Source organism: Streptomyces sp. NPDC003393, from assembly GCF_053589015.1.
In genome coordinates, this window is the sequence record NZ_JBSFRB010000020.1 from 57,904 (window position 1) to 73,963 (window position 16,060).

Consider the following 16,060-nt stretch of genomic DNA (forward strand, 5'->3'; position numbering starts at 1 on the left):
GTCTCTCCCCTACGCGCTTGGCAGGCGCCACCTGGGGTTTCTGGGTGTGGGGAAGTACAGCGGGGCCCCAACGCATGTGGCGGCAAGAGTGAGACCGCCCCCGCGGCGACCGGGTGATGTCGTCGGCGGAACGCCAACCTGCACCGATTCGTGCAGCCGCCCTGCTGGCGTCAGAGCAGTGACGATGACGCGCCCGACTTTCCGGCTCGGGACCGGTGCTCCGTGGCAACGGCGCACCGGTGAAGCCCGGTCTTGCCTCATCTGGCTTTGCAGCGTCGATTGCTGCGGCCGGCTGCCTCTCCCGCCCGTCCGTTCCGCGCACTGCGTGGGGGCGTACGGGCGGGGGTGCGGGGAGCCGGAAGGGTTCCACACGAAGGCGGTCCCCGGGTGGCACCCCAGGGACCGCGTACAGGCACCTGTGGTGGAGGCACCTGTGGTCACGAGTCTGACAGACGAAGAGCGCGACGACCTGTCGCGGAAGAACGCCGAGACGAACAAGCGCAGCGAGGACAACGCCCGTGCACGGGGTGGCCGGTGATGGCCGATACCGAGCACGAGAGGACCAAACCGCCGCTTCCTGTCCGTCCCCCGCGTCCGCATCCGCACGCGGTGTGAGCGGACGCTGATCGAAAGCCCCGATGGTCGTAGGCCGGGTTCGACTCCCGACCGGGGCACCGGCCGCCACCATCGCGGCCCGCCGCACCACTCGCGTGCGGCCCCCACCCTCAACGGCGCGCACCCCCGGAGCGGCTACTCCGGGGGTGCTGTTCGGGCCGCTCACTTTGGAGAGGACACACGACCCATGAGCAACATCGTTGCTGTTCAGGCGGTTGTTACCGCCGACGAGTACGACCGCGAGCCGACAGCCGCGGAGCTGGACGCCATCGCGGTGGAGACGCCGCTGATTGTGGCGGAGGTCGAGCTGCTGGATGTGCGGATCGCGTTGATGGACCGCACGCCGAGCGAGCTGGACCAGCGGCTGCTGCGTAAGGCGCTGCACCGGGTGCTGTCCGAGCGGGCGGCCCTGGCCAACCGCACGAGCGCGGGGCAGGCGGCGTGATGGCGGGCGAGTTCACGGCGCAGCTGGCCGCACGCAAGGGCCGCTGGCGCCTGTACGTGGTGCTGCTGAACACGACCGAGCGGTGGCCCGAGTACGACTTCGGCCGTACCGCACCGGTCCCGACGCCCGCGGAGCGCGCGGAAGCGCTCAGCGCGCTCGGTTTCGAGCAGGTGCCGGACACGGAGTGGCAGTGGGTCGAGGACAGCGAAACCCCCGGCGATGCCACCTCGCCGGTGCTGCTGATCGCTGCCACGCGGGTCCGGCTGCATGAGGGGGACGTATGAACACTGTCCCGAACCTGCACGGTGGTCCGTGGTCGTGGCTGCTGCCTCTGGTCGGCGCCGTCGCCGCTCTGACCGTGGTGGTGTGGGCAGTGGGGCGGCTGCGTAGGTCGTCGTGGCTGTCCGGGATCGGCCCGCAAGCCGTGGTCGCCCTGGGTGGCGTGGCGGTCAGTGTGCATGGCCTGTGGGGCTTTGCCACGCAGACCAGCGCGTTGCCGACGGAGCTGGCGGTGGCGTTCATCGCGGTGTTCGATGCGGCCGAGATGACGCTGCTGGTCATGATGTACCGCGCGGCCGACCCGGAGGCGGGCTGGACGCGTGAGCTGCGGCTGATGCACCGCACGGCGTGGATGCTCGTTGGGTTCTCCGCGGCGATGAACGCCGTGCACGCACCCAACTGGTGGGCCCGCCCGGTGCTGGCGGCCGTGCCGGCACTTGCTGCGTGGCTGATCGAGCTTCAGCTGCGCAGCAAGCTGCACCACGTCAAGCCGGGCCAGGACGACGACGCGCGGCCGGGCCCGGCCCGGCTGGTGGCACTGCTGTGGCAGCACGCTTGGGCGGAGCTGTTCGCCCTGCTCGGGCTGGACGCGCGCACGTCGTCGTCGGCGATCGCCCGTGCTGCGCTGGTGCAGCGGGCCGCGCTGCGCGTCTACCGGCTGCGTCTGGCCCTGGAGGCAGGCAAGGCCCGCCGGGTGCGGCGCTGGCGCCGCAAGGCGCAGAAGGCTCTGGACCGCGCGGACGTGGCTACCGACCGGGCTCAAGCGCTCGCGCTGGTGCGGCGGCTGGCCGCGCTGACCCGCGCGGAGGAGGTTGCCACCCTCGACTACCGCACACCTGCCACCGTCCTGGCCCTGATCGAAGACCTCGCCGTCACACCGGCCGTGGAGCGCCAGGAGGCATCCAGCCTTGCCGAGCAGGCCGAAGCCGCGCGGCAGCGCGCGGAAGCCGCGCGACAGGAAGCAGAGGACGCGCGGCAGCGCGCGGCAGAGGAACTGGCCACCGCGCAGGAGGCTCTGGAACAGCTCCGGCAGGAGCAAGCCGCCCTGCTGGAACAGGGTGAGGACGCGACCGGCCGCGCGGCTACGGCGCGGCAGCACGAGGAGACTGCGCGGCAGCGCGCGGAGGCTGCGCGGCAGGACGAGCAGGCCGCGCGGCAGCGCGCGGAGCACCTGATCGAGCAGGCGCAGCAGCAGGTGGACGCCAAGCGCCAGCAGCTTGAAGCGCTCACCGTCCAGGCGGGGCAGGCGCAGGCCGCCTACGAGTCCCGCACGCAAGCCTTGCAGCAGCTCAACGGCCAGATCGCCGAGGCCCGAACCCTGTATGAGCGGCTGCGCGGCGACCTCGCCAGCCTCCGCCCCCAGGCCCCCGAAGGAGCCGCAGAGGGCGGGGAAACGGTGTGGAAGTCGCCCGCAAAGCAGGAGGGCTGGACCTACTACCTGCACACCCTCGCCTCCACCAACGGGGCAGAGCCGACCGCCCCGGAACTGGCTGAGCGGTTCGGCGTGGACCCCGGAAACGCGCGGAACTGGCTGCGGGACTTCCGTGCCGCGCGCGCCGCGCAGCTTGCCGCGCAGCCGCGCAGCCTGACCACCGCCTGACGCCATGGGCAGCATCCCTGTCTACCCATGGCGCCTGGCACCGGACGGCTTAGCCACGCGCCGTCAGCTCCGCGCCCGCGGACTGCGGCCCGGCGGGCAGGACGTGGCCGCGCAGGTCGAGCGTCCGCGGCGGCGCCGCGGCCCGCTGGTCGCCTACCTCTACGAGATCGAGCAGGCAAAGCCCGTCCGCCCGATGACGCCCGCCAAACGGGCCGCCCTGGCCAAGGCAAACGCCGCCCGGCGCACCTGTCCGGAGTGCGGTCTGGATGCCGGATACGTCATCCCAGCCTCGCTCGGCACGTGCGTGAGCTGCGCCTATCCCGAGGAACAGCGCGCCGCCTGAACACCACCGGTTGGAAGGGAAGTTCCGCGTGAAGACCACACGTCACCGCGCTCTCGTGGTCGGCGCCGTCGTCGTCAGTGCCGCGCTGGCCGTATCGATCGGTGTGCGGCTGTCCGGCTACGGCGTGCCGCTCACCCTGTTGATCGCCTGCTGCGCAGCGTGCCTGGCCACGTTCTCCAGCCTGCTCTTCCGTCTGATCGACGCAGCGGGTACGACCATCCACCGCTGCAAGCGGCCCGGCTGCGACTTCCAGGTGCGCCTGACCCACACGGACGCTGCGGAGAACCGGCGTTGGCAGGAGATCGCAGCCCACCACCCGCACCGCGGCTGAGCTGCGGCCCTCAACCCTCATTCGACAGGCCCGGCCAACCGCCTCCTACAGCCTCGGCCGGGCCCTACTCCCCAAGAGGAGTGCTCACAGCATGACGGAACTCAGCACTGAGCCGGTAGCCGTCGAGGCTGCCCCCACCCCTTCGGCCCCGCCGCCCGACCCCACGCCCGCCGCGGCCAAGGACGCGAAGGAGGTGGAGCACACGCCCGGCGGCTGGCCGGTGGTCCCGCTCGCTCTGACCGGGGCGAACAGCACCGTGGGCACAGTCGCCGCCGCCTCCCTGGCTGGCGGGCCGATCGCCGCCCTGCTTGCCGTAACCGGCGCCGTAGTCCTGGGCACGGTCGCCACCGTCCGCTCCCGCCAGCCGAACCCGCGCCGCGAGGCACGACGGGCCGCCGCGCGCGCCGCCGGCCGCAGCGCCGCCCGGAGCGCGGGCTTGCGCCAGAGTCGGACGGGAGCGGGTGGAGCGCGAAGCAGCGGCAGCCGTAGCGGCGGTGGCCGTTCGGGCAGCTCCCGTGCTGGTCGTGGCGTTGGGGGCCGGTCGGGCGGTGTGCCGGGCCAGCACCGCCGCGGCAGCACTGCGGCCGGTACGAAGAGCGGCGGCAAGGCTGGCCACGGCCTGACGAAGCGCGCCGCCAACGGTGCGGGGAAGTCCGCTGGTCGGCTGGGGCAGGTCAAGGCCCTGCGAGCCGCGCAGAAGAGTGGTGCCGGGTCCCGCGCGGACAAGCGGGCGCAGACTACGGCTGCCCGCCGCGCGGTGGCCGACGCCCGCAGGAACGCCAAGGCCGCAGCTGGCAGCCGCCGACTGGGCAAGGGAGGCACCGGTGTGGGCCGCCTCTTCGGCGGTGCCGTCCGTAAGGCCCGTGCCGCGCGGGATGCCGCGGTGACCAAGAACCGGGCCAGGCGGGATGCCAAGACCGGCAACACCATCGCCGCGCAGCGTGCCCAGGTGCGTAAGGCCCCGGCCCGCAAGGCCGCCCGGCAGGCTCTGCGCCGGTCCGCGGCCCGCTTCCACGGCCGCCGCCTGCTCGCCGCCCTGCTCGCCCTGCCTGTGGGCCTGCTCGGCCTCATCACCACCCCGCTCGGACGCAAGTTCGGCATTCCGTGGCTGATGAACCCCGGCCGCCGCCTGTACCGGCGCCTGGTCGGCGTGGCTGCCGACCAGCGCGCAGCACGCGACGAGACCACCCGCAAGAACCTGCGCGAGCAGGAAGCCGCCGCCGATGCGGAGGCCGCGAAGGACGGCACGGACGGCATCGCGGACGGCGTTCAGCGACCCGCGACCACGGTCCCCACCAGCACCACACCCGAGGTGAGCGAAGGAGAACACGTGTCCGGATTCCGGTTCGAAGAAGTCGCGGCCGAGATGGAGCAGGCCGCCACCCAGTACGACCCCGAGAACGCCATGGAGATCCTCGCCATGGTCGAGGGCCTCCCGGCCGCACTGACCAGCGTGGCCAACGTGATGAAGATCCTCGCCGAGCGCTCCGACTCGGAGTTCCCGCTGGAGAAGGAAGTCGCGGACGGCTTCAACGACATCTTCGGTGCCCTGATGAGCGCCGTCGCCGTCGCCGAGGACATGGGGCCGCTGTTCCGTCAGGCCCACGAGCAGGACATCGCCCGCCACGAGGACCCCCGCAACGGCCACGAGGCCGAGAAGGGCTGGAACGTCTGACATGAGCAGCGCCGCCACGAAGCAGCAGCCCAGTGGCCCGGTGCTGGACTGGAGCGCCGGTCACGGACCCGTGACCGGCGCCCTGTCCGCCACCACCGGAGCCTTCGCCGTCGCCACCACCGGCGCCGCCACCGCCATGCCCCCCGGATGGGCCCTCGCCGTCGGCGCGGCCGGCGCCCTCGGACACACCGTCGTCGGACTGCGCGTACGCAACGCCGGCCGCACCCTCGCCACCCGCGCCGCCTCCTGGCTCATCGGCGCAGGCTGGACCACATGGGCCATCACCCACGGCCCCCTGACCTGGGCCGCCCTCGGATCGCTGGCCACCATCGGCGTCGGTATCGGCGCCGCCGCCCGCTCTTCGGCGCTCTATGAGGAAGCGCGGGAAGAGGAGGCCATCGCCGCGGAGCAGCGGGCCATCGCGCGGGAGCTGTCCGCGGAGCGCCGAGCGATCGCCGCGGAATGGATCGACCGCATCCAGCGGGTCTGCAGCGTCACCATCCGCGTCGTGGGCGTCGAGATGTGGCAGACCGGCGCCGGATACTCCCTGGACGCCGAACTCCCGCCCGGCGGCGCCACCTGGAACAAAATCGCCGCCGAGTCGGCGCGGCTGTCCGCGGATGCGCGTCTGCCGCACGGCTGCACCGCCACCGCCTCCCCCGGCATCCACCAGGGCCGCGTCATCATCGACGTGACCACGGTCAACGTGCTGGAACAGGAGCGCACCTACCCGACCGACTACGGGCCGCTGTCCCTGCACACCGGCATCCCCTGGGGATACCGCACCAACGCCGAACAGATCCTCGCCTACCTGCGCGAGCAGTGCGCGCTGATCGTCGGCCCCACCGGTTCGGGCAAGACGAACATGGTCCACTCGATCCTGGCCGGGTTCGCCCGCGCCGAGGACATCCTGACCTGGGTGATCGACCTCAACGCCGGCAGCGCCGGGTTGCCCTGGGTCCTGCCCGCACTCAACGGGGAGATCACAGCCGAGGACGGCAAGCCCGTGCAGCCCGGCATCGACTGGCTGGCCGGCACGTTCGACGAAGCCATGACCATGCTGGACACCGCCGTACGCGTGGCCAAGCAGCGCAAGATGGGCTATCAGGACCTGCTCGCCCGCCACAACACCGACCTATTGCCCATCAGCGCCAAGATTCCGCAGATCATGCTGGTCATCGATGAGGGCGCGGAGATCCTGGCCAGCCCCGACCGGCAGATCCGCAAGCTCGGGGAGAAGATCCTGGAAGTGATCCGGATCGCCCGCGCCATGGGCATCCGCACCGTCCTCACCGCGCTCGGGGCCACCGGGAGCGTGCTGAGCAACCTGATGATCCGCCGGGAAGCCAAGGTCCGCGTCGCCCTGACCGGCGGTGAGACCGAGGGCATGGACCTGTCGAAGATGTTCCCCGGCAGCCGCGGACTGCGCGTCGACCAGGCCCCCCACAAGGGAGCCGGGTTTATGGGCACCCCCGAGTCCCCGGCCGCGCTGTTCAAGGCCTGGCGGATCCTCCCGAACCAGATCCGCGAGATCATCGCCGCCACCTCCGACCGGCACCCCACCCTGGACGACATCTCCGCCAAGGCCGCTGGGCCTGCCTACGCGGGCCGCTGGGATGCCGACCGCACCGCATGGATGCGCGACCAGGTCGCCTTCGACGACAGCACCGACGCCGAGCCGTACGGGCCGGCGTCGGCGCTGCGCCTGTCGGCGCTGCGCCAGGAGCAGCCCGCCGAGCAGGTCTCGCCGGAAGACGAGATGCTGCGCCGCTTCCGCGCGGAGATCGACGCACAGTTCGCCACCGCCCCGGACCCGCAGACGACCGAGGCCGAGACTCCGCCCGCTGCGCAGGGGCTGAACCTGTCGGCGCTGCGGGACGAGCGCGAGCAGGGCCCGGCCTGGCTGCCCGCCGCTCTGGACGCGATCAAGGCCACCGGGGCGGAGGGCATGAAGCCGTCCGCGGTCGCGGAACTGGTCGGCAAGGACCGCAAGACCGTCCGCGCCGCCCTCCAAGCCGCTGTCGAGCGAGGCCAGTTGGTCTACCGGGACAACGGCCCGCACTCGGTCTACGTCCACCCCGACCACGCCTGAAAGCCCTCACGCAGCGCTACTGAGTAGTGGGTAGTGGGGAACCGCCCCACTACCCAGTGAGGCCACTACTGGGGCGCGTAGCGCGTCTGAACAGGCATCCCCCACTGGGGACCCCACTACCCACTACCCACTACACCCCACTAGATCTGTAACCCAACGTGAACAAGCCGCGGGCGGCGTCCGGAGCGATGCTGCCCGCTCTGCGTTTGCCGGGAGGCCACCCGTGATCGTGACCCTCTCCGCCGTCGCACTCCTCGGGGTGCTGACCCTTGTCCTTCTGCGCGGCCGGTACGTCGGCCCGCTCAGCGCTCTCGTGCTGTTCCTGTTCGGCTTCTTCACCGCCGGCACCGGCGCCGCCGACGCCATCCGCGCCATATGCCTGGCGTTCGCCGCCGCCGCCCGCCACATCACCTGACCCCGGCAGGAGACCGCCATGCCCGACCACAATCAGCACGCAGCCTGGCAGCCGCGCATGACCGACACGGAAGCCACCGAAGAGGCCCGCCGGATCATCGCCGACGCCTACCGGCCCGTGCCGCAGATGCCCACCGCCTACCGCGACCCCACCCCGCTGCCCGCCTACGGCGCCACCCCGCCCGTCCCGCAGCCGGACAACCGCATCGTTCCGGCGTGGGCCGCCGGGACCGCGGTCGTCGGCATCGGGGTCGGCGCCGGATGCGTCGGGCTCGGGTGCGGGATCTGGCTCGCCTGCCAAGGATTCGCCGCCGTGACCCTGACCAGCGTCCTGTTCGTCACCCTCCCGATCGCGGCGGTGGCCGCGGTCGCCGCCGCCATCGGCTCCGCCGTCCGGTCCATCAAGGCCACGCACACCGAAACCCACCACCACTACGCGGGCCCGGTCCGGCAGGAGAACAACACGATCAGCGCGCCCGCCTACGGGCTGATCGCCCGCAACCGCAACGAACTCAACCGCTGACCCCGGAAGGAAACCGCATGTCGTTCGGAGAGACCCCCATCACCCTCGTCGGCAACCTGACCGATGACCCGGAGCTGAAGTTCACCGACTCCGGCGCCGCGCTGGCGAAGTTCACCATCGCCGTCACCCCGCGCACCTTCGACCGCACCGCCAACCAGTGGAAGGACGGCACCACCGCCTTCTACCGCTGCGCCGCCTGGCGCACCCTGGCCGAGCACATCGCCGACAGCCTGAAGAAGGGCTCTCGCGTGGTGGCCAGCGGGCGGATGCGGCAGCACGACTGGACCACCGAGCAGGGCGAGAAGCGCTCCATGCTCGCCGTCGAGATCGACGACATTGGCGCTTCCATCCGGTTCACCACGGTGACCATCAACGCCAAGCGCGCCACGTCGAGCGGCCCGGTCGGCGACGACCCGTGGGCCGCGGCCAACAGCGCCGCCGCGGCGGGATCGGACGCCGAACCCCCGTTCTAGCTACGCCAAGGGCGGCCCCAACCTCTCGCCAAAGATTCCGGGGCCGCCCTTGCCAGCCAGCACCCATCAAGGAACTGGAGACATCCAGCATGACCCAACCCGCACGCATCCGGCGACTGTCGGCCGTGCCGCAGCCCTTAGACGTAAACGAGCCCCCGACCGTCGCCCTGGAGAACCTGCACCTGCTCGCCGCCGCCCTGCTCTCCGCGGAGCGCGGCTGGCCCGTCATCCCCCTGCATCCCGGCACTAAACGGCCCGCCGGGCACCCCGAACGGGCCTGCCCTGGTACCGGGCGCTGCGCTGGCGGGCACCGCACCCCGGAGCAGCGGGCCACCACCGACCCGGAACTGATCCAGGCGGCGTGGGCGAACCGGCCCTACAACGTCGGTATCGCCACCGGCCCGGCCGGACTGCTCGTCGTCGATCTGGACGTGCCCAAGCCGGAAGAGCAAGAAGGAGCGCCTGACGGCGCCACTTCTTTCAAGGCGCTCTGCGAGCGCGCCGGACAGCCCTACCCGCTCACCTACCAGGTGCGGACCCCCAGCGGGGGACGGCACCTGTACTTCACCGCCCCGCCTGGAGCGCGGCTGAAGTGCAGCGTGAAGCGGCTGGCTCCGCATATCGACACCCGGGCGTGGGGCGGGTACGTCGTCGCCCCCGGCAGCACCACCGAAGAGGGTGCCTATGAGGTAGCCGAGGTGGCCACCGTCGCCGCGCTGCCCGACTGGCTCGCCGCCCTGCTCACCGAGCCGACCAAACCGGAGGCCGCGCCTGCACCCACACGGGTGTGGGACGGCACCAAAGCCGCGCGGACTGCGCTGGAGCGGGAGTGCGCCGTCATCCGCGCCGCCTCCGAGGGTGGGCGCAACACCACGCTCTATCGGAGCACGTGCAAGGTGGCCCGGTTCGTCGCCTGGGGTCACATCGCCCGCACCACGGTGGAAGAGGCAATCCAGGCGGCGGGGGAGTCGGTCGGACTGCCGGCGGCCGAGTGCCGCGCGACGATCCGCAGCGCCATGGAATGGCTGATCGCCAACGCCACACCGCGGGAGGCCGTATGACCGGCCCCCGATCCCCCCACCTGGATTGCCCTGCCCTCGCCGTCGACGGGCCGCATCACGCCTCGCTTGCTCGCGATGCGTGGTGCGGAGGCGGCCGAAAGAAGGTCGCCCGAAGGGCGTCCTTTCAGCTCTTCCCCACGATTCACCACACCTCGTGCCCGTCCCGAAACCTGGAAGGGAGGAACGCCGCATGACCGACACCACTGCACCTGCCCCGTCCATCGACGGCGCTGGCCTGCTCGATGAGGTGGAAGCGTTCCACCGCCGCTTCAACGTCTTCCCCACCGAGGCCGCCTACGTCGCCGTCACCCTGTGGGACGCGCACGCGCACCTGATCGATGCATTCGACGGCACCGCCCGCCTCGCCTTCCTCTCCCCGGAACCGGGCTCGGGCAAGTCCCGGGCCTTGGAGATCGTGGAGACCCTCACCCCGCGAGCGGCCACCACCGTCAACGCCTCCGCCAACGCGCTCTTCCGGCTCGTGGAAGCCGAAGAAGGCAAGCCGACACTCCTCTTCGACGAGATCGACACCGTGTTCGGCCCCAAGGCTGGCGGCAACGAAGAGGTCCGCGGGTTCCTGAACTCCGGCTACCGGCGCGGCGCCAAGTCCCTGCGCTGCGTCGGGGACGGCTCGAACCAGACGTCCGCGTGGTTCGCCTCGTTCTGCGCCGTCGCCATGGCCGGGCTCGGTTCCCTGCCGGACACGATCCTGACCCGCTCCGTCATCATCCGCATGCGCAAGCGCGCCCCCAACGAGAAGGTCGAACCCTACCGGCGGCGCGTCCACGAAAAGCAAGGCAACGCCCTGCGTGACCGGCTCGCCGAGTGGGCCGCCACCGTGCACGACCAGGTCGCCGAAGCGTGGCCCGAGATGCCCGAGGGAGTCTCCGACCGGCCCGCCGACGTATGGGAACCACTCCTCGCGGTCGCCGACGCGGCCGGCGGCCACTGGCCCGAGCGCGCCCGCGCCGCCTGCGTGGAACTCATCAAGGCAGCCGGAGAGGAAAGCAACGAAGCCTCCCTCGGCGTTCGCCTGCTGACTGACCTGCGCGACAAGGTGTTCTGCGGCGCTGACCGCATGCCCACCGCCGCCATCCTGAAAGCCCTCCACGAACTCGATGACGCCCCCTGGGCCGACATGAACGACGACGGCAAACCGCTCACCGCCCGCGGCCTGTCCAAGCTGCTGAGCCAGTACGTCCGCCCCGACAACGCCCCCATCAAGCCCCGCAGCGTCCGAGTCGGCAGCGGCACCCCGAAGGGCTACTACGCGGAGGACCTGGAGGACGCCTGGGCCCGCTACTGCCCCCCGCCCCTCGAAAAGTCCGCAACATCCGCAACATCCGCAACATCGCAGGTCAACGAGGGTGAATCCGTGGCGGAACCCCCCGACGGAAGCCGCAACACGTCCGCGGAAGCCGACACACGCCCGCTGCGCATCGTCGGCTGACGACCCACCGCCCCACGGTGCCGCCGCGCCACTGCGCGGCGGCACCTATCCGCAACACAACCGGCATCCGCAACAAATCCAAGCCGCTGACCTGCAATGTTGCGGCGTGGCGGATGTTGCGGATTTTCCAGAAGGGCCCGCCGCCCTCACCGTCGCGAGAAGAAGGAGATCCGCCGCATGGACACGGCCCAACTCGCCGACTCCATCGACCACACCCTTGTCCTCCTGACCGTCGAAGAGGCCGCCCGCCGACTCCGTATCGGCCGGACCACGTGCTACGCGCTCATCCGCTCCGGAGAGCTGGAGTCCATCGACATCGGCCGTCTTCGCCGCGTCCCCGCCGACGCGCCAGCCGCGTACCTCGCCAGCCGACGCGCGGCCCGGCGAGCCGCTTGAAGACGCCCGAGGCGGCGGGCAGTCCTCCAGGACTGCCCGCCGCCTCGGTTTCCGCCCCGACAGGGAGAAAGCAGGAGCCTGCCTGTGGCAGAAGAGAACAAGCGCACCCGCCGCGCCAACGGCGAATCCGCCATCTACTTCGGAAAGGACGGCCGTTGGCACGCCCGAGTGCCGATGGGCTACAAGGACGACGGCACGCCGTACCGCCGCCACCTGACGCGCCCGACCCGCAAAGAGCTGGTTGACGAGGTTCGGAAGCTGGAGAAGCAGCGCGACGAGGGTTCGGCGCGGCAGCCCGGCAAGCCGTGGACCGTCGCAAAGTGGCTTGAGCACTGGGTGGAGAACATCGCTCGGCCTGTCATCAGCGAGAACACGTACGCCGGCTATGAGGTGGCCGTACGGGTGCACCTGGTTCCCGGCATTGGCAAGCACCGGCTTGACCGCCTGGAGCCGGAGCATCTGGAGAGCCTGTACCGCCGGATGCAGAACTCCGGCAGCAAGCCGGGCACGGCGCACCAGGCCCACCGGACGGCTCGCACCGCCCTGGGCGAGGCGGTGCGGCGCGGCTACGTAGCCAAGAACGCTGCCGCGCTGGCGAAGCCGCCGCGCATGGAGGAGGAAGAAACCGAGGTTGAGCCCTACTCGGTGGACGAGGTGCAAAGCCTGCTGCTCGAAGTCAACAAGCGAAGGAACAGCGCCCGCTGGATGCTCGCCTTGGCGCTCGGACTGCGGCAGGGCGAGACGCTCGGGCTGCGATGGTCTGACGTCGACCTGGACAACGAGTACCTGAAGCTTCGCCGGAACCGGCTGCGGCCGAAGTACGAGCATGGCTGCGACGAGGCGGCCCCCTGCGGCCGGAAGGCCGGGTATTGCCCGGACCGGGTGCAGGTACGGCGCGAGACCAAGAACACCAAGTCCCGCGCCGGGCGCCGCGCGGTGCCCCTCCCTGGTCCCCTGGTCGTGATGCTCCGCGCTCACGAGGAAGCGCAGGAGCGAGAGCGCGAGACTGCCGGGAACCTGTGGGTGGAGTCGGAGTACGTGTTCACCAAGCGGCTGGGGGGTCCGCTCAGCCCGAACACGGACTATCACGACTGGAAGAAACTGCTGGAGGACGCCGGGGTCCGTGACGGTCGACTGCACGACGCCCGCCACACGGCCGGCACGGTCCTGATGCTGCTCGGGGTCCCGGACCGGGTCATCGACCAGATCATGGGATGGGAGCCGGGAGGCGCTGCCAGGATGCGGGCGCGGTACCTGCATGTGACCGACCCCATGCTGAAGGAGGCGGCCCGGAAGATCGAGCGAGCCATCTGGGGAGCGCCGGAAACACCGCCTGTGGACAAAAACCGGGACAACGGCGGCTGAGTGGACAACGAAGCGGCCCCGCTGTGATCAGCGGGGCCGCTTCGTTTCGCCTGTTCAGGCGGCTGCGGAGGATACGAGATTCGAACTCGTGAGGGGTTGCCCCCAACACGCTTTCCAAGCGTGCGCCCTAGGCCTCTAGGCGAATCCTCCGCCGGAAACATTACATGACCGAGAGGAGTGCTCGCGAACTCGTTCCTCGCCCCGGGGATCGGGTACTCTTTCCGGAGCCCCTCACGCGGCGCTATCTGACTGAACTCCCCCAGGGCCGGAAGGCAGCAAGGGTAGGTCGGCTCTGGCGGGTGCGTGGGGGGCGCTTGCGTTCCCGGTGGGGGGCGTCCCGGGCGGGTGGGGCCGAGCCGTCAGAGGGCGACGCTTGTCCACGGCCGGTTGTCAGTGGGCGCCTATAACCTCGTATGCGTGTCGTCTCTCGCGCTGTACCGCCGCTACCGCCCGGAGTCCTTCGCCGAGGTCATCGGGCAGGAGCATGTCACCGACCCGCTGCAGCAGGCGCTGCGGAACAACCGGGTCAATCACGCGTACCTGTTCAGCGGTCCGCGCGGATGCGGCAAGACGACCAGCGCGCGCATCCTCGCCCGCTGTCTGAACTGCGAGAAGGGGCCGACGCCCACGCCCTGCGGCGAGTGCGAGTCCTGCCGCGACCTGGCCAGGAACGGACCCGGGTCCATCGACGTCATCGAGATCGACGCCGCGTCGCACGGCGGTGTGGACGACGCCCGTGACCTGCGGGAGAAGGCCTTCTTCGGGCCCGCGCGCAGCCGCTACAAGATCTACATCATCGACGAGGCCCACATGGTCACGTCGGCCGGGTTCAACGCGCTGCTGAAGGTGGTCGAGGAGCCGCCGGAGCACCTGAAGTTCATCTTCGCCACCACCGAACCCGAGAAGGTCATCGGGACCATCCGCTCCCGGACCCACCACTACCCCTTCCGGCTGGTCCCGCCGGGGACCCTGCGGGAGTACCTCGGTGAGGTGTGCCACAAGGAGAACATTCCCGTCGAGGACGGAGTGCTTCCCCTGGTCGTGCGGGCCGGCGCCGGCTCCGTGCGTGACTCCATGTCCGTCATGGACCAGCTGCTCGCCGGTGCGGGGGAAGAAGGTGTGACCTATGCCATGGCCACCTCGCTCCTCGGGTACACCGACGGCTCGCTGCTCGACTCCGTCGTCGAGTCCTTCGCCTCCGGGGACGGCTCCGCCGCCTTCGAGGTCGTCGACCGTGTGATCGAGGGTGGCAACGACCCCCGTCGGTTCGTCGCCGACCTGCTGGAGCGGCTGCGGGACCTGGTGATCCTGGCCGCCGTGCCCGATGCCGCCGAGAAGGGGCTCATCGACGCCCCGGTCGACGTCGTCGAGCGGATGCAGGCCCAGGCCCGCTCCTTCGGCGCCGCCGAACTGAGCCGCGCCGCCGACCTCGTCAACGAGGGTCTGACCGAGATGCGAGGCGCCACCTCGCCCCGCCTCCAGCTCGAGCTGATCTGCGCCCGCGTGCTGCTGCCCGCCGCCTACGGTGACGAGCGGTCCGTGATGGCCCGTCTCGACCGGCTCGAGCGGGGTGTGAGCCTCTCCACGGGTGCGGGGGCGCCCGCCATGGGGTACGTGCCCGGTCCCGATACCCACGCCGGCGCCGGCGGGGCCGACGCGCCGGTGCCGCCCGGTGGTGGCGCGGCGGCGGCTCGGGCCGCGGTGCGGGCTTCCGGGGCCGGGGCGGGTGGTCCCGGGGCCGGCGGTGCCGCGGACGGCGGTGTCAGTGGTGCCGGTGCGTCGCCGGCCGGTGCGCCCGCCACGGGTGCGTCGTCCGAGGGTGCGGGATCCGGTCGTGGGTTCGGGCACGCGGGCGCCGAAGGGCCCTCCGCGCCTGCGCCGGCACCTGTCTCCCGGCCCGCCTCCGATCCCGCTCCCACCGCCGCTGCCGCTCCCGCGTCCGCTGCCGCTCCCGCCTCCGGTGACCGCCCTCAGGGGTCGCCCCCGCCGGCTGCCCCGTCCGCCTCCGCGCCCGGCGCCTGGCCCACGGCCGCACCCGCGGGCGGTGCGCGGCGTCCCGGGGGCTGGCCGACGGCTGCCGCGCCCGGCGCGGGACGGTCGGCGAGCGGTCCGCCTGCCCCCGCTCCCGCCGCGCCCGCGCCCTTCGCCCGGGGCCCTCAGGCCCCCGGCCCCGGTCCCCAGGCGTCCGGTCCGGTCCCCGGCGGGCTCGACCCGCGGCAGCTGTGGCCGAACATCCTGGAAGCGGTCAAGAACCGCCGCAAGGTCACCTGGATCATGCTGGACCAGTACGCCCACGTCGCAGGCTTCGACGGGACGACCCTGCAACTCGGCTTCGCCGGCGCCGGGCCACGCGACAGCTTCGTCAGCAACGGCAGCGAGGACGTGCTGCGGCAGGCGCTGGCCGAGCAGTTCCACGTGCAGTGGAACATCGAGGCGATCGTCGACCCGACGGGTGGCGGGGGCTCCGCCCCGTCGGCCGCCGGCGGGTACGGCGGAGGCGGCGGACACACCGCCGGCGGCTACGGAGGCAGTGCCCCGGCCGCGGCCCGGCCCGCGACGGCCCCCCGGTCCGCCGCTCCGGGCGGCACCGGTTCCTCCGCACCGGGCGCGCGCCCGGCCCAGCCGTCGGCGGGCGCGGCGGCGGGTCCGGCCGCGGGCCCACCCGCCGCGGCTCCCTCCTCGCGGCCCAGCGCCCCCGAGCCGCCCCCCGTCGCTCCCGAGGACGACATCCCCGAGGACGACGACCCCGACCTCGACGAGTCCGCCCTGTCCGGTCACGAGCTGATCGTGCGGGAGCTGGGCGCCACGGTGGTCGAGGAGTACACGACCGAGTAGCGGGCCGGGCATCGGGCCGCCCGGGATGCCCGGGGTGCCCCGCAGGGGACGTCGCCCGCCGGAAGGCGCCGCCCGCCCGTCGGAGGAACGTACGAACGCCCCTGCGTCCCGCCCTCGGCAACCCGCACAAACCGCGCCCGCCTCCTGCCGTTAGGCTGACCCC

The 16,060-nt window shown here is 71.8% G+C and carries 15 protein-coding genes, 1 tRNA gene and 1 other RNA gene; 16 read left to right on the forward strand and 1 reads right to left on the reverse strand.

Features of this window, described 5'->3' with window-relative positions:
* The first annotated feature begins 802 nt into the window (after positions 1 to 802).
* From ACWDUZ_RS20545 to ACWDUZ_RS20610, 14 genes are all read left to right on the forward strand, one after another.
* On the forward strand, positions 803 to 1,060 hold the full coding sequence (locus ACWDUZ_RS20545) for a DUF6284 family protein (RefSeq protein WP_451633211.1): 258 nt from the start codon (positions 803 to 805) through the stop codon (positions 1,058 to 1,060).
* The gene (locus ACWDUZ_RS20550) at positions 1,060 to 1,344 is read left to right on the forward strand and encodes a DUF6303 family protein (protein WP_451633212.1); all 285 of its coding nucleotides are present in this window, start codon (positions 1,060 to 1,062) and stop codon (positions 1,342 to 1,344) included. Before ACWDUZ_RS20545 ends, ACWDUZ_RS20550 begins: the two co-directional genes overlap by 1 nt.
* Positions 1,341 to 2,939: a DUF2637 domain-containing protein gene (locus ACWDUZ_RS20555; RefSeq protein WP_451633213.1), complete on the forward strand. Its 1,599-nt coding sequence runs from the start codon at positions 1,341 to 1,343 to the stop codon at positions 2,937 to 2,939. The genes ACWDUZ_RS20550 and ACWDUZ_RS20555 overlap by 4 nt, the downstream gene beginning before the upstream one ends.
* A gap of 4 nt (positions 2,940 to 2,943) precedes the next feature.
* The gene (locus tag ACWDUZ_RS20560) at positions 2,944 to 3,282 is read left to right on the forward strand and encodes an RRQRL motif-containing zinc-binding protein (protein WP_451633214.1); all 339 of its coding nucleotides are present in this window, start codon (positions 2,944 to 2,946) and stop codon (positions 3,280 to 3,282) included.
* A gap of 28 nt (positions 3,283 to 3,310) precedes the next feature.
* Positions 3,311 to 3,613 (forward strand): hypothetical protein, encoded by a 303-nt coding sequence (locus ACWDUZ_RS20565; protein WP_451633215.1) that lies wholly within the window; start codon positions 3,311 to 3,313, stop codon positions 3,611 to 3,613.
* A gap of 91 nt (positions 3,614 to 3,704) precedes the next feature.
* On the forward strand, positions 3,705 to 5,288 hold the full coding sequence (locus ACWDUZ_RS20570) for a hypothetical protein (RefSeq protein WP_451633216.1): 1,584 nt from the start codon (positions 3,705 to 3,707) through the stop codon (positions 5,286 to 5,288).
* A 1-nt stretch (position 5,289) separates the two neighbouring features.
* Positions 5,290 to 7,380 (forward strand): hypothetical protein, encoded by a 2,091-nt coding sequence (locus tag ACWDUZ_RS20575; protein ID WP_451633217.1) that lies wholly within the window; start codon positions 5,290 to 5,292, stop codon positions 7,378 to 7,380.
* Between the two features lie 223 nt (positions 7,381 to 7,603).
* Entirely contained in the window at positions 7,604 to 7,795 is a 192-nt protein-coding gene (locus ACWDUZ_RS20580; protein WP_451633218.1) for a hypothetical protein, read from the forward strand.
* A gap of 18 nt (positions 7,796 to 7,813) precedes the next feature.
* Positions 7,814 to 8,317, forward strand: a complete 504-nt coding sequence (locus tag ACWDUZ_RS20585; protein WP_451633219.1) for a hypothetical protein — start codon at positions 7,814 to 7,816, stop codon at positions 8,315 to 8,317.
* 17 nt (positions 8,318 to 8,334) lie between these two features.
* Positions 8,335 to 8,790, forward strand: coding sequence for a single-stranded DNA-binding protein (gene ssb / locus ACWDUZ_RS20590; protein ID WP_451633220.1), 456 nt, complete (start codon positions 8,335 to 8,337; stop codon positions 8,788 to 8,790).
* An 89-nt stretch (positions 8,791 to 8,879) separates the two neighbouring features.
* The gene (locus ACWDUZ_RS20595) at positions 8,880 to 9,851 is read left to right on the forward strand and encodes a bifunctional DNA primase/polymerase (protein WP_451633221.1); all 972 of its coding nucleotides are present in this window, start codon (positions 8,880 to 8,882) and stop codon (positions 9,849 to 9,851) included.
* A gap of 190 nt (positions 9,852 to 10,041) precedes the next feature.
* A complete protein-coding gene (locus ACWDUZ_RS20600; protein ID WP_451633222.1) occupies positions 10,042 to 11,301 on the forward strand; it encodes a DUF3631 domain-containing protein in 1,260 nt (419 codons plus the stop codon).
* Positions 11,302 to 11,478: 177 nt separating this feature from the next.
* Complete coding sequence (locus tag ACWDUZ_RS20605) at positions 11,479 to 11,697, forward strand: helix-turn-helix domain-containing protein (RefSeq protein WP_451633223.1); 219 nt, start codon at positions 11,479 to 11,481, stop codon at positions 11,695 to 11,697.
* A gap of 84 nt (positions 11,698 to 11,781) precedes the next feature.
* Positions 11,782 to 13,062, forward strand: coding sequence for a tyrosine-type recombinase/integrase (locus ACWDUZ_RS20610; RefSeq protein WP_451633224.1), 1,281 nt, complete (start codon positions 11,782 to 11,784; stop codon positions 13,060 to 13,062).
* A 65-nt stretch (positions 13,063 to 13,127) separates the two neighbouring features.
* Here the strand turns inward: ACWDUZ_RS20610 and ACWDUZ_RS20615 are convergent.
* A tRNA-Ser gene (locus ACWDUZ_RS20615) sits at positions 13,128 to 13,212 on the reverse strand.
* Between the two features lie 72 nt (positions 13,213 to 13,284).
* On the opposite strand from ACWDUZ_RS20615, the gene ffs reads away from it, so the two are divergent.
* Both ffs and ACWDUZ_RS20625 read left to right on the forward strand, forming a co-directional pair.
* Positions 13,285 to 13,383: signal recognition particle sRNA small type (ffs, locus tag ACWDUZ_RS20620), an RNA gene on the forward strand.
* Between the two features lie 96 nt (positions 13,384 to 13,479).
* Complete coding sequence (locus ACWDUZ_RS20625; protein ID WP_451633225.1) at positions 13,480 to 15,897, forward strand: DNA polymerase III subunit gamma and tau; 2,418 nt, start codon at positions 13,480 to 13,482, stop codon at positions 15,895 to 15,897.
* Positions 15,898 to 16,060 lie beyond the last annotated feature (163 nt).

Excerpts from the sequence above, each read along its gene's own strand:
- ACWDUZ_RS20545 (WP_451633211.1), top strand. The coding sequence starts at position 803 with ATGAGCAACATCGTTGCTGTTCAGGCGGTTGTTACCGCCGACGAGTAC.
- ACWDUZ_RS20550 (WP_451633212.1), top strand. The coding sequence starts at position 1,060 with ATGGCGGGCGAGTTCACGGCGCAGCTGGCCGCACGCAAGGGCCGCTGG.
- ACWDUZ_RS20555 (WP_451633213.1), top strand. The coding sequence starts at position 1,341 with ATGAACACTGTCCCGAACCTGCACGGTGGTCCGTGGTCGTGGCTGCTG.
- ACWDUZ_RS20560 (WP_451633214.1), top strand. The coding sequence starts at position 2,944 with ATGGGCAGCATCCCTGTCTACCCATGGCGCCTGGCACCGGACGGCTTA.
- ACWDUZ_RS20570 (WP_451633216.1), top strand. The coding sequence starts at position 3,705 with ATGACGGAACTCAGCACTGAGCCGGTAGCCGTCGAGGCTGCCCCCACC.
- ACWDUZ_RS20575 (WP_451633217.1), top strand. The coding sequence starts at position 5,290 with ATGAGCAGCGCCGCCACGAAGCAGCAGCCCAGTGGCCCGGTGCTGGAC.
- ACWDUZ_RS20585 (WP_451633219.1), top strand. The coding sequence starts at position 7,814 with ATGCCCGACCACAATCAGCACGCAGCCTGGCAGCCGCGCATGACCGAC.
- ssb (WP_451633220.1), top strand. The coding sequence starts at position 8,335 with ATGTCGTTCGGAGAGACCCCCATCACCCTCGTCGGCAACCTGACCGAT.
- ACWDUZ_RS20595 (WP_451633221.1), top strand. The coding sequence starts at position 8,880 with ATGACCCAACCCGCACGCATCCGGCGACTGTCGGCCGTGCCGCAGCCC.
- ACWDUZ_RS20600 (WP_451633222.1), top strand. The coding sequence starts at position 10,042 with ATGACCGACACCACTGCACCTGCCCCGTCCATCGACGGCGCTGGCCTG.
- ACWDUZ_RS20605 (WP_451633223.1), top strand. The coding sequence starts at position 11,479 with ATGGACACGGCCCAACTCGCCGACTCCATCGACCACACCCTTGTCCTC.